This window comes from Streptomyces sp. P5F9, from assembly GCF_057961495.1.
Genome location: NZ_JBXVPZ010000069.1, coordinates 17504 through 30066 on the forward strand (window position 1 = coordinate 17504; position 12563 = coordinate 30066).

Annotated in this window: 13 protein-coding genes and 1 pseudogene; 1 reads left to right on the top strand and 13 read right to left on the bottom strand. The window is 69.7% G+C overall.

Translation table 11 applies throughout. From position 1 onward, the window contains the following. Positions 1-9 precede the first annotated feature (9 nt). Together AC31A1_RS14515 and AC31A1_RS14520 are read right to left on the bottom strand one after the other, a co-directional pair. Positions 10-780 (bottom strand): enoyl-CoA hydratase, encoded by a 771-nt coding sequence (locus AC31A1_RS14515; RefSeq protein WP_489653698.1) that lies wholly within the window; start codon positions 778-780, stop codon positions 10-12. Positions 781-850: 70 nt separating this feature from the next. Next, positions 851-1879: a phosphotransferase family protein gene (locus AC31A1_RS14520; RefSeq protein ID WP_489653699.1), complete on the bottom strand. Its 1029-nt coding sequence runs from the start codon at positions 1877-1879 to the stop codon at positions 851-853. Positions 1880-1976: 97 nt separating this feature from the next. Between AC31A1_RS14520 and AC31A1_RS14525 the strand changes: the two genes are divergently transcribed. After that, the gene (locus tag AC31A1_RS14525) at positions 1977-3365 is read left to right on the top strand and encodes an acyl-CoA dehydrogenase family protein (RefSeq protein WP_489653700.1); all 1389 of its coding nucleotides are present in this window, start codon (positions 1977-1979) and stop codon (positions 3363-3365) included. On the opposite strand, the gene AC31A1_RS14530 is transcribed toward AC31A1_RS14525, so the two are convergent. The 11 genes and pseudogenes from AC31A1_RS14530 to AC31A1_RS14580 form a co-directional block, all read right to left on the bottom strand. Then, positions 3346-4029, bottom strand: coding sequence for a TetR/AcrR family transcriptional regulator (locus AC31A1_RS14530; RefSeq protein ID WP_489653701.1), 684 nt, complete (start codon positions 4027-4029; stop codon positions 3346-3348). The two genes, AC31A1_RS14525 and AC31A1_RS14530, sit on opposite strands and share 20 nt — an antisense overlap. Positions 4030-4066: 37 nt before the next feature. Next, on the bottom strand, positions 4067-4648 hold the full coding sequence (locus AC31A1_RS14535; RefSeq protein WP_489653702.1) for a DUF2889 domain-containing protein: 582 nt from the start codon (positions 4646-4648) through the stop codon (positions 4067-4069). A 6-nt stretch (positions 4649-4654) separates the two neighbouring features. Then, positions 4655-5005: a hypothetical protein gene (locus tag AC31A1_RS14540; RefSeq protein ID WP_489653703.1), complete on the bottom strand. Its 351-nt coding sequence runs from the start codon at positions 5003-5005 to the stop codon at positions 4655-4657. 99 nt (positions 5006-5104) lie between these two features. Then, complete coding sequence (locus tag AC31A1_RS14545) at positions 5105-7576, bottom strand: CaiB/BaiF CoA transferase family protein (RefSeq protein ID WP_489653704.1); 2472 nt, start codon at positions 7574-7576, stop codon at positions 5105-5107. 37 nt (positions 7577-7613) lie between these two features. Beyond that, complete coding sequence (locus AC31A1_RS14550) at positions 7614-8468, bottom strand: SDR family oxidoreductase (protein ID WP_489653705.1); 855 nt, start codon at positions 8466-8468, stop codon at positions 7614-7616. 30 nt (positions 8469-8498) lie between these two features. Further along, positions 8499-8903: a MaoC/PaaZ C-terminal domain-containing protein gene (locus AC31A1_RS14555; protein ID WP_489653706.1), complete on the bottom strand. Its 405-nt coding sequence runs from the start codon at positions 8901-8903 to the stop codon at positions 8499-8501. Next, entirely contained in the window at positions 8900-9331 is a 432-nt protein-coding gene (locus AC31A1_RS14560) for an FAS1-like dehydratase domain-containing protein (RefSeq protein WP_489653707.1), read from the bottom strand. The genes AC31A1_RS14555 and AC31A1_RS14560 overlap by 4 nt, the downstream gene beginning before the upstream one ends. Before the next feature lie 100 nt (positions 9332-9431). Further along, entirely contained in the window at positions 9432-10115 is a 684-nt protein-coding gene (locus AC31A1_RS14565; protein WP_489653708.1) for a PaaI family thioesterase, read from the bottom strand. Positions 10116-10618: 503 nt separating this feature from the next. Continuing rightward, complete coding sequence (locus AC31A1_RS14570; protein WP_489653709.1) at positions 10619-11143, bottom strand: helix-turn-helix transcriptional regulator; 525 nt, start codon at positions 11141-11143, stop codon at positions 10619-10621. Between the two features lie 70 nt (positions 11144-11213). Beyond that, positions 11214-11687: pseudogene (locus AC31A1_RS14575) on the bottom strand (AraC-like ligand-binding domain-containing protein); the annotation flags it as partial. Positions 11688-11801: 114 nt separating this feature from the next. Then, on the bottom strand, positions 11802-12563 hold a 762-nt coding region (locus tag AC31A1_RS14580), incomplete at its 5' end, for a DUF4982 domain-containing protein (protein ID WP_489653710.1).

Consider the following 12563-nt stretch of genomic DNA (forward strand, 5'->3'; position numbering starts at 1 on the left):
GGTGTCTCCTCAGCCCCGTAGTTGGTCCCGGTTGCGGGCCATCACCGTGGCGCGCCGGTCGTCGAGCAGGCCGAGGTCGGGCCGGTTGGACTGCGAGACCGACTGCTCCACGGCGAGTGCGGCGCCGATCGTCGGCGCGCCGCCCTCCTGGTAGATGTGCTTGAGCGCGCGCATCGTCTCGCGCGGTGTCTCGCTCACGGCGGTGGCGAGTTCGAGCGCGCGGCCGAGAAGTGCGTCGTGCGCGACGACCTCGGTGACCAGCCCGATGCGCAGGGCCTGGGCCGCGCCGACGACCTCGCCGGTGAACGACATGCGGCGCGCCCACGCCTGCCCGACGACACCCGGCAGCCGTGCGGTCATCCCACCGGCGGGCAGCACTCCGACTCGGGCATGCGTGTCCGCGAAGACCGCGCGCTCGGAGGCCACGAGGAAGTCGCACCCGAGCGCGATCTCCAACCCGCCCGTGAACGTGGCGCCGTTGACGGCACCGATGACCGGAGTGGCCATCCGCGCCACCTGCTGGACGCAGGGTTCCTCGCGATGCCGACGGAAGTAGGCCTCCCCTTCACGGGCGGCCTGCTTGAGATCCACACCGGCGCAGAACGCTGGGTCGGCGCCGGTCAGTACGACGGCGTGTACGTCGGGATCGGCGTCCGCGTCGAGCAGTCCCCTGTACAGGGCGCTGATCAACTCGCCGCCGAGCGCGTTGCGTACCTCGGGCCGGTTCATCGTGAGGACACGGACCGAGCCGATGTCGTTGACGAGCAGCGTGTCACTCACGTGGGTGCCTCCGGCCTGCTGAGGGTGGGGACCGCTGCCTCGCACGAGGTCGGAGTGCGGTTCATCGCGCCTACGCTCCGGCGACGAGTTCCGCCGCGACCCGTCCCGCGTCGAGGATCGAGTCGTTGTAGTGCGCGACCTTCGGATTGTCGACCTCGCCCTTCAGATAGCGGGCGTAGCCGCCTTCGAGGACGATGGCGAGCTTGAAGTTCGCGAGGACCTGGTAGTAGCGGTAGTGGTCGAGCGGGTTCCCGGTCAACTCGCGGTAGATGTCGACCATTTCGTCCCGGAGCGGCATCCCCGTGTAGTCGACGTACCTGCTGTGGACGTCCTCGGCGCGCGCCGGCCACTGTCTCATCAGCCAGGCCAGATCGAGGACGGGATCGCCGATCGTCGCCATCTCCCAGTCGACGACGGCGGCGAGCGCCGGTTCGGGGCCGTGCCGGAACATGACGTTCAGGAACGAGTAGTCGCCGTGCATGATGCCGGGGGTCCACCGGGACGGGATGTTCTCGCGCAGCCAGTCGCCCGCTTCGGTGAGACCGGGGATGTCACGGAAGCGGAATCGGTCCCAGTGCGCGGTCCACCGGTCGACCTGTCGCTCGTGGAAGCCGTCCGGTCTGCCGAAGCCCGTGAGGCCGCGTGCCTGCCAGTCGACCGCCGAGAGGGTCGCGAGTCCACGGACGAGTTCGAGGGCGAGCCGGCGGCGAGGTGCGACACCGTGTTCGGGTGCGAACGGCTCCGGCCAGAACATCGAGGCTGCCGGGGACCAGCCGTCGACCTCCGACATCACATAGAAGGTCGCCCCGAGAACGTCGTGATCGGTGCAGAGCGCCAACGGCGTCGCGTGCGGGACATCGGTCCCCTCCAGTGCGGTCAGCAGCCGGAACTCGCGTTCCATCGCGGCATCGCGGCCGTCGGGGACGATGCGCGGCGGGCGCCGCAGGACCATCCGGCGCGTGCCGTCGCCCAGCCTTGCCACGATGTTCTGGTTGCCGCCGCTGATCGGGTCGACGACCAGTGCCTCGGGCCGGTCCACGAGGGACTGGCCGGCCAGCCAGGCGGCGAGGCGTTCACGGTCGAGCTCATCGACGGTCATGACCCCAGGAACCTCCGGCGTGACGGAATCTATCAACGCGGCGTTGACGAGAAGAGTATCCTCATTAAAAGTGAGTTGGCAACGACGGAGGACAGGCATGGTCGACTTCTCGATCGACGCGGAGTTCCAGAAGAGGCTGGACTGGATGTCGGACTTCGTGGCGAACCGCATCCGCCCCTTGGAGTACGTCTACGACTACGACATCGACGCCGCCTACGACATCGGCAACCACGCCCTCCGCAAGGTCGTCAGGCAACTGCAGGGCGAGGTCAGGGCGCAGGGCATGTGGGCGGCCCACCTGCCGCCCCATCTCGGCGGTCAGGGGTTCGGGGCCGTCAAGCTCACCTACATCAACGAGCACTTCGGCGGCTCGTCGTTCGGACCGGTCGTCTTCGGCTGCCAGGGGCCCGACAGCGGGAACTCCGAGATCCTCGCGATGTTCGGCACGGACGAACAGAAGAAGACGTACCTTGAGCCCCTTTTGGCCAACGACGTCTTCTCCTGCTACGCGATGACCGAACCGCAGGGCGGCTCCGATCCGACCAACTTCCGTACGCGGGCGGTGCGGGACGGCGACGACTGGGTCATCACGGGCGAGAAGTGGTTCGCCTCCAACGCCAACCACGCCGCGTTCATGATCGTGATGTGTGTGACGGACCCGGATGCGCCTCCGCACGGTCGCGCGACGATGTTCATCGTGCCCACCGACGCGCCCGGTTTCGAGGTGGTGCGCAACGTCGGACTCTGGGGCGACAGCCCCGGCAGCGGTGGACATCCATGGCTCCGCTTCAACGGTGTGTGCGTACCGGACAGCGCGCGCCTCGGCCCGGTGGGGGAGGGCTTCAAGGTCGCGCAGTCACGGCTCGGCGGCGGACGGCTCCACCACGCCCAGCGCACGGTGGGCCACGTCAAGCACATGCTCGACCTCATGGGAGAGCGGGCCCTGAGCCGGGAGTCGTACGGCGAGGTCATCGCGCAGAAGCAGGCCGTTCAGCATGACCTCGCGCGGAGCTTCATCGAGTACCAGCAATTCCGGCTGTTGGTTCTCTACACGGCGTGGATGTTCGACCAGCGTGCCGAGCACGGCCGCGAGGGCCGCAAGATGATCTCTGCCGTGAAGGCGGCCATGGCCAAGATCGCGCAGGACGTCACCGTCCGCGCCGTCCATCTGCACGGCTCCATCGGTGTGTCCAACGTGATGCGGTTCGGCCAGTACATGGCGCTCGCCCTGCACGAGGGGATGGCCGACGGCGTCACCGAACTCCATCTCTCCTCGGTGGCACGGGCGTTGCTTCGCGACTACGAGCCCGCGAAGGGCAACTTCCCGACCGAGGTGCTCTTCGAACGGAAGGCCTGGGCCGCCCGGAAACTGCAACCCGTCCTCGACCAGGTGGGCGTCACGTTCGAGGAAAGCCGGGGCACCGTCGACGTACTCCCGGTGTCCCCGCCCTGGCAGCCGCCGTCGCTCACGGCGCCGGCCGGGTGACGAGTCCGGACAGCGCGATGTCCGCCAGGCCGTCGGCCAGATCCTGGGCCGAGAGCGTCCGACCGGGCTCGTACCAGCGGAAGGTCCACGCGACGAGACCGATGATCGACTGCGCTACGACCCCCACGGGAAGTGTGGTCGTGAACTCGCCGGATGTGACCGCCTCTTGGACGAACCCCTCGATGAACTCGAACTGACGCTGGGACAGGTCGATGATCGGTTCCAGGTCGCTCTGCTTCACTCCCTCGAACCGGGACAGGTCCTCGTGCACCCAGATGTAGAGGTAGGGGAAGTGGCGGTCGTAGTGCTTCATCAGCACCCTGATTCCGCCCCGTAGCTTGTCGGCCGCCGACTGCTCGGACGCCGACACCTTCGTCAGGTCCTCGTCGCTCTCGACGAGGGCGCGGTGCACCAGGTCCGCGAGCAGTTCCTCCTTGCCCGCCACGTAGTAGTAGATGCTGGCGCGGTCCGTGCCGAGCTCCTCGGCCACGTCGCGTAACGTCATGTCGTGAAATCCCTTGCGGCGCATGACAGTTGTCGCCGCGAACTCAAGCTCCGCGCGTCTGCGCAGATACGTCTCGCTGGGACGTTTCCGGGCCTTGCTGCGTCGCCGGTCGATGTGACTGCCCGCCTCGGCACCGCTGTTGTCGTCGGCCGTCCCCATAGCGTGAATCCTACGGCGTCTGTCGGCTGCCCTCCGATCACGACCGGCCGGTGAAGGATCCGAGCGCAGTGGCGAGCGCCGGTGCGTCGGCGAGGGAGCGCAGCATGTCGTTGAGGTGGGTGCAGCCGGCGATGCCGGCCAACTCGCCGAGAACCTTGGGACGGAGTTCCCCGAGCGGGGCACCGATGAGGCGGGACGTGTGCGGAACGGCGAGCGGGCACTCGCGGTAGGGAAGCACCCGGGGGACCGGCCGGACCGACCGCAGGGCGAAGTCGGCCGCTTCGGCCTCCGCGGCCAGGGCGTACTCGTGGATGGCCTGCCGGCCGCCCTCGGGGAGTGTCGAGGAGTCCTGGAAGAACGCGTCGATGTGGACCGTGTTCCCACTCGCCCACAGATCCAGACGCCGGGCACGGCGCATGGAGACATCGCGGTGGTCGACCACCTCATGCCAGGCCAAGTCGTCGTCGACGGCGTCGAGTTCGACGGCCCGCTCTCGACGCTGCTCCCACCGGAGGGTGCCGTCGGGCGCCAGCGCGCTCGAACCCTCCTGGTATCCGGCGCACACCCCGGCCACGACTCTGCGCCGGATGTCGCCCTTGCCCGCCAGATAGCGCTGCATGCCGTATCACGGCCGGAACGCCGCGCCGGAGACCAGCCCTGGCACCGGGAGGTCGTCGAGCAGGAGGTGGAGCGGTGTCGCAGCGGACACATCCTGGGCCGCCGCCTCGGCGAGGCGCGCACGGTGTCCGCCCATGCGGGAGTGGCTCAGGAGGCTGTTGATCAGGACCAGTTCGGGTGCCGTGGAGATCTCCGTGATCAGCCGCCGGGGATCGAGGACGTCCCGCATCCGGGCCTCGGCGACGACCGAGGCGGTTCCGTCGGCCGACGTCAACAGATCGCGGGCCCGGCCGTCGAGGATCGTCTCGCTACCCATCCCGTCGGACCAGGTGGCGTCGATCGTACTGGTGCGGCGCATCAGCCCCGGACGACGAGAGGGAGCCGGGCTGCCCGGTCCGTGGGGCGCCAGTTCCGCAGGTACGTCGAGCCCCATCAGTCCTCGCTTCCGACCGTCACGTCACCGCACGACTCCCGCGTCGCGAAGACCGGCGATCCGCGCCTGGTCGTAGCCGAGCGCACGCAGCAGGGCGTCGGTGTGCTGGCCCAGGGTGCAGCCCGCCTCCGGCTTGGTCGTCGATCGGGAGAAGCGGTTCAGCGGCGCGAGCCGACGGTGCTCGTCGAAGATGGGACTGACCGCGTCGACGGCGTAGCCCGCGTCGTGGAACTCGTCGCCCTGCATGTGCCGTTCGGCCGGTTCCTGGGTCACGGCGACGCAGCCGACGTCCTGCGCGGTGAGGCCGGCCTCCCACTCGGCCTTCGTCCGGGTCGCGAAGATCTTGGTGAGCACCTCCGCGAGCGCGTCGTCGTGGGCGGCACGCGCCCGGCTCGTGGTGAACCGCTCTTCGGCCAGATCGCCCGGGTCGCCGAGCCCGGCTACCAGAGGAGCCCACTCCCGCTCCGCCGGCGCGGCGAGGAAGAGCCAGCCGTCGGAGGCGGGATACATCCGGTACAGGGCGCTGATCCCTCGGAAGGCGGCGTCGACGCGAGGCTGTGCGGGACGGCCCTGGTAGCTGGTGTTGTGCGCGATCAGCGCCTGCGTACTCGTGCCCAGCATCGTGGCGGCGACGTCGGTCAGTTCGATCCCGCGACGTTTCGCGTAGATGCCGAGGAGCAGGGCGGAGGCGACGCCGAGGGCGGCCATTCCGTCCGACTGGACCGCCGGGACCGTCCCACCGGCGTACAACTTGCGTGCTTGGCCCAGTAGTTGGTCACGATCCTCGGTGGGGCGGCCGACCACCTGCGCGTCGGTCGCGGAAACCCCTGACGCCGCGCCGATGGACGGCGCGTAGGCGGGCTTGGAACCGTACGGTCCGTCGATGCCGTAGCCAGGAGCGTTCACGTACACCAGATCCGGATTGATCGCCTTCAGCGAGGCCTCGTCGGCACCGATCCGGGCCGCGGCACCCGCCCGGTAGCACTGGAGCACCACGTCGACCTGTGCGGCCAACTCCCGCAGGATCCGCAGCCCTTCGGGGGTGCGGAGGTCGACGGCGATGCTCTCCTTCCCTTGGAGTGCCTTCGCGCCGCCCGCCTCGGGGAACGCCATGATGCCCCGGATCAGATCGCCGTCGAGCGGCTCGACCTTGATGACCCGCGCACCGAGATCGGCGAGGAGGGTGGCGCCGTACGGCCCGGCGTACATGGCGCCGAGTTCGAGCACGGTCACGCCGCTGAGGGGGTGTCCCGAGCGGCCTGGCCGTCCCTCGGGGTTGGGGAGACCTGAGCGTGAGGCCGGTTCCCCGGCAGCGAGCCGACGCAGCTCCCGGGTATGCTCGCCGAGGCGGGGTGCCCGGCGAATCCTCGTGAGCGGTCGGCCTGCCGCGTGGACCAGGGTCGACGGCTGGCGTACCGGGCCGAGGTCCGGATCCTCCACGACGACCACGCGGCCCTCGTGCACCAACTGCGGGTGGTCCAGCGCCTCGTCCGGGGTACGGAACTGCTCGCCGAAGACGTCGGGATTGCGGGCGAACACCGCTTCCCACTCCTCCAGTGTCCGCTGCCCGACCTTCGAGACCATCTTGTTCCACCACTCGAACCGCAGCTCGGGTGTCGGAAGCATCGGAAAGCCGTCCCACTTCGGGTCGGCGAGTTCGGCACTCAGGCCGAGTTCGTCCAGCCATGCCCGCATGAGCCGTGGCGCGGTCTGCGCGAACTGCAGCCAAGTGCCGTCCGCTGTCGCGGCGATGAGCATCGCGTACAGCAACTTGGTCTGGGGACGGCCCTGTTGGTCGAAGGCGGCACCCATCGGCTGGAACGCGTCCGGGAAGCGGCCGAGTACCAGCTCGTAGAACCAGTTGTACGGGTCGTACGCGCCGACTCCCGTCACCAGATCGGACTCCACCACCTGGCCCAGACCGCTCCTCTCCCGTTCGAGCAGCGCCGCGAGGATTCCGTGGACCGCTGCCTGCGCGGCTGCGAAGGAGGCGTAGGGAGTGGTGACGTAGGCGGGGTCCGGGCCGGTGGTGAGCTGGTGCTTGGAGTGGAGGACGCCGCTCTTGGCGAGGATCAGTGCTTCGTAGCCCTTGCGGCTGGCCCACGGTCCGTGGGTTCCCCAGCCGGTGATGAGCGCCATGACGAGGCGCGGGTGCCGGGCCGCCAACTGCCCGGCGGTGAAGCCGAGTCGCGCCGCGGCGGCCGGGCGCATCGTGGTCACGGCGACGTCGGCGCGCGCGAGAAGGCCGTCCAGCGTCGCGCGATCGGCGTCGTCGTGCAGGTCGAGTGTGATGCTGCGCTTTCCGCGCAGGAGGCCCGGCCAGCCGGGGTTCGCGCGGAGTCGGCTACCCGTGGGCGGCTCGACGAGAATGACGTCCGCCCCCGCGTCCGCGAGGAACTGAGTGGCCTGAGCGCCGGGCAGTGTCGTCGAGAGATCGATGACGACGATGCCGTGGAGCGGGCCTTCGCCGAGGTCGTCGTCGTTCCGGTCGGGCATTCCCAACTCCCTTGGACGGTGCGGGTTCACGGCACTTTCAACTGAACCGGGTCGTCGCGAGGATGCCGCCGTCGACCAACAGGTCGGTCCCGGTGATGTACGACGCCCGGTCGGACGCGAGGAACTCGATGGCGTCGGCGGTCTCGGTCATCGTTCCCTCGCGGCCGAGCGGCGACCGGCGCAGCATGTCCAACTTGACCTCGCGGTGCGGTCCTTCGAACTCCAGCGCACCCATCGGGGTGGCGATCGGGCCCGGCGACATCGACACGATGCGGGCGCCCTTCGTTCCCCACGCCGCCGCGCGTCTCCTGCACATCCGGAGCAGCGCGAACTTGGTGAGCCGGTAGGCCTGGAGCGGCGTGCGCTCCGGCACCAGCTTCTCCAGGCGCTCGACGAAGTCCGGCACGAGGGGGTCGTCGAGCACCGCGGTGATCTCCGGATCCGGCGGTTCGGCGAGATGCCCCGCGGAGGAGGACACGAAGACCGCGGCCGTGCCCGGCACGGCCTGGTCGAGACTCATCCGCTCGATCAGCCGCGCCCCGACGAGGTTCACCCGGAGCAGGGTGCGCCAGTCACCCATCGACGGGGACAGCGCCGCGACATGCGCGACCGTCCGCAACCTCCCGCGCACCGTGACCAGTTGACCGAGTTCCGCGACCGAGTCCGGATCCGTGATGTCGCACCGCGTCACCACCGCGTCGATCCCGTCCGCACGCAACGCGGCCTCGCGCGCCGGGTTCTTGGCGGCGGACAGGCTCGCCAGCACCAGCCGGTGGGACTGGCCCAGCCGGCGTGCCGCCGACATCCCGATACCGCCCCCACCGATCACCAACGCGACGGGCAGATCCGGGCGTTCGCTCGTCCCGGTCCTCAACTCGACGTCAGGCCGCATGACATACCTCTTCTCCGGAGCGAGGGTTCATCACGTCAGCGCGAACTCGGCGGAGCCGTCGACCACGAGCGCGCCGTCGTCCTTGCGCAGTTGGATCGACAGCTCCAGCCGTCGCTCGTCGCCGTGCTCGAAGAGCCGTACGACCTCGGCCGACGCGACCAGCCGGTCCCCGCGGTAGACCGCCTCGGTGAAGCGGGTGCGGAAGCGCCGTACGCTCTCCTCCCCGAAGTGCTCGGTGCAGTACGCCGCGAGCCAGCCGGCGCCGAGCATCCCCGCGCTGAAGGCGGCGGGATAGCCGACGGAGCGGGCGAGTTCGTCGTCGTGGTGCATCGGGTTCATGTCACCGCTCGCGCCCTGGTAGCGCACGATGTCGGTCATCGTGACCGGCCCGAACGTGCGCTCCGGAAGCCGGGTTCCCCGGGCGAGATCGATCACGACGCCTCCTTGCGCACATAGGCGGACGTGTACCGGCACTCGGCACGCAGGAGTCCCTGGTCGTCGTGGAAGGAGACCAGGAAACGGACCAGCACCATCGGTCCCTGCCGGCCCTCTTTGATCCGCACGTCGTACAGGCGCTCGGAGTTGTGCAGCGTCTCGCCCGCCCGCGGCACCGGGCCGTGGAAGAAGTACTCCTGCTCCAGCGAGAGCAGATTCCGCACATCGGGTTCGATCCCGACTGTCGCGCACGCCTTGGCTACTTCGGGCGCGCGCACCGTCTCGCCGATGGTGCTCCAGTAGATCACCGTGGCCAGGAAGGTCGGCGGAATCGGAGCGTTCGGGTCGTCGAGGTAGGCGGGGCGGGCCGCCGCTGTCGCCGTGGCGTACTCCCGCACCTTGCCCCACTCGATGGGCATGATCGCCATGTCTGCTCCTCGCCGGAGTAGGTCCGCATCGAACTATTTCGTCAACGGAACCGACCGTCAATGCTTTCTAAGGAGTCTTCATTAACTTTTGCTGTCCGGGTCAGGGCTGACCGGGATTGAGAACGATGAACAGCCCCTCCGCCTCGGCGCAGAGCACGCCCTCGTGGCGGATCTCGGCCCGGAGGACACGCTTGCGGCCCTCCTCGCTCACGAACCAGCCGTGCACGTCGAGTTCCGCCCCGACCGGGGTGATCGACCGGTAGTCGGTGTGCAGATAGGCGGTGCGGGCCCGGGTGCGGCCGCCCGAGCCCGAGAGCCGGCCCAGGACCTCGTCGAAGAGCAGCGGAATGGCGCCTCCGTGGACCGCTCCGTTCCCGCCGAGGAAGTACCGGCCGAAGCGCACCGTGCCCCGGACGCTGAACCGGTCGGCCTCGTGGACCCGGAGGGCCGGCGCCATCGTCTGGCCGCGGCCCGGCATGTCGTCCCGGTGCCCGAAGACCTGCTCGCGCTCGGGAACGGCCGCGTCGGCGAGCCGCTCGCACCAGGCGCCGAGGTCGTCCGAGAGCGCGGCCACCGTGCCGGGGTCCAGCCGTGCCGCCGCGACGTAGTCGAGGAAGCCGCGCAGGCGCGCGATCATCCCGCCGTACCCGTCTCCGCCCGCGCCGTCCGGTCCCGCCGCCCGGGTCCACGACTCGACCTGAGGGGTCCGCTCCGGCTCGGGGATGCCCAGCCCGAGTGCCGGGTCGTCGTACCGGCTGCTGCCGGGAAGCCCCGGGGTCCTCACGCCGACACCCCTCGCGCCCGGACCCCGGCCGGATGCGGGCCCGGCCCCCGACGCTGCTCCTCTGACGCGCCCTCACTGTTCGTCATGTTCCGTCCCTCGTTCGTTCCGTTTCCGTGTCGCGAGACCCGCGCCGTTTCCAGGGTCGCAAAACCTGCGACCCATCCCTCCGTACCCGGCCCTACTAATGAGTATCCTCATTAGTAGTCGGGGACGCGGTCAAGAGGCGAGTTCCGGTGCCGGCTCGCCGAGACAGGCGCGCTCCAGGAGGCTGGGTTCCGCCGCGGCTACGAAGATCTTGAGCGGCTCCGCCACGCGAATCGGTCCGGCTGGCGTGACATGCCGCTGTTCCAGCGGGATGCTGCCCGTGTGCGACGACGTGTTGACGCTGTTGCCGCAGCTCAGTGCTGTGGAGGTCGGTTCGGTCGAGAAGTCCGGGGATATGGTGGTGATCGCCGCGCGATCCCGGGCGGGACCGGCCGCATGTACCGGTTGCGGCCGGATCTCTACCTGGGAGCACAGCTGGCCGGTACGTGCGACACGTTGCGGACGAGGCAGTTGGCGACCGTACGGTACGGGTCGACCTGTCGGTGCGCCGCCTGTACTGCGAGAACCCTGCTTGCCCGAAGACCGCGTTCACGGAGCAGATCGACGGGCTGACGGTGCGATACCAGCGTCGAACTCCCGGACTGCAGGCGATTGTCGTGATGGCGGAAGGCCTGGCTGAAGGTGGTGGGGTCGGCGAAGCCGCTGCGCCGGGCGACGGCCGCGACGGTCAGGTGTCGGTCGGCAGGGTGAGTCAGCAGGTGATATTCCAGCTGGAGCCGTTCCTGGCGAATGTAGTCCGCCGGAGTGGTGCCCGTCTCGGCGAACAGCGTGTGCAGGTAGCGCAGCGAGACGGAGTGCCGGGCGGCGACGGTGGCAGGGGTCGGCGAGACGGCCCGCGATGTGCGCCCGGACCATCCGGAGCGTCGCCGTGCGCCCCAGCGCCTGCGGGCCCCGCGGCTGCCGGAACGCCGTGTTGAGCACACCCGAGAGCAGTTCCGTAATCGCCCGGTCGATACTGGGGTCGGGCTCGGATCCGAGCTCAGGTGCGGGCCCGGGCGCGGCTCCCGCCGGGGCGCCCAGGATCTCGGTCATCATCGCGCCGAGCACGCACAGCGCCGGGATGTCCGCGCTGATGGCGTGGCCGCAGCGGTCCCGTGACTCCCGGTCCCCGTGCCCGAGCAGTGAGCGCGGCACTTGGAGGACCAGCTCGTGGATGTCCGTCTCCGGGAAGGACAGGGTGTAGGGCCCGCTGCTGTCGTACAGGACGCCGCCACGGGCCTGCAGCCGGGCCTGGCTGGTGTCCTGCTCGACGAAGCCCACACCCCCAATGTGCACGACGAACAGGTGGTCCTCGCTCGGGGTGCCCCGGGCCAGCCGGACCGTCCCCAGCACCTGGGACGCTCCCGACCGGACTTCGCTGACCGCGATGCCACAGGCCACTGGGACCCCGGTGACGCTGCCCGGAAGTCCTCGCTGGTCCGGCCCACCCGCAGCGGGACGAAGCTCTCCGAGCAGATCTGCTCCCACTCGCCGACGGACGCCGCCTGCGCACTTTTCATGCCGGAAGCCTGTCGAGAATCCTTTTCCAGCCGATTTTGGGTGAACAATCCGGCGGCTACCATCGCGGCGCTCCCGCCGCCGCTACTCGACGGTGACCAGGACTTCGACCGGGTCGCTCTCGGACGCGGAGGCGAGGACATGGATCTTGCCGGGGCCAGTCGGGCGGAGGACGGCCAGGGCGCGGCCTTCGTAGGTACGGCGTTCGGTAGCGTCGAAGCGATCCTCGGAGACCGGATCGGCGCTGCCGAAGCCCAACAGGACGCCCGCGCCGGAGACTTCGACGGTGACCGGGCGATCGGCCGCGGTGTGGAGGGTGCCGTCCGGGTCCGTCAGAGTGAGGGTGACGTATGCGAGGTCGCCGCCATTCGCCGTGATGACCGGGCGGTCGGCCTCGGCGCGCAGCCGCACCGGGCCGGTCGCGGAGCGGAGGGTAGTGCGGCCGGTTTCGGCGCCGTCCCTGTAGGCGATCGCGAGGAGTTCGCCGGGCTCGTACGCCGTGTCGAACTCGGTGCGGAAGCGGTGGTCATTACCCACAGGCCGACGTCCGAGGGAGCGGCCGTCCAGGAGGAGTTCCACCTCGTCGGCGTCGCTGTAGACCTCGACGGTGATCGGCCTGCCCTCGAAGCCGGGCCACGTCCAGGTGGCGACGGTGTCGCTCCAAGCCCACGGCGTCCCGGCCCAGGTCTTGCCGTGGTGTTCGGGGCGACGGACCGCGATGTAGGGCTGGGCGCGCAGGCCGAAGACGATCTCGCGGTAGTAGGAGGCGGGTCGGCGGTGGCCGGTGATGTCGAGGTCGCCGCAGCCCGCGAGGAGGTAGGGGTAGGGAGCGGTGTGGGCGGGGCG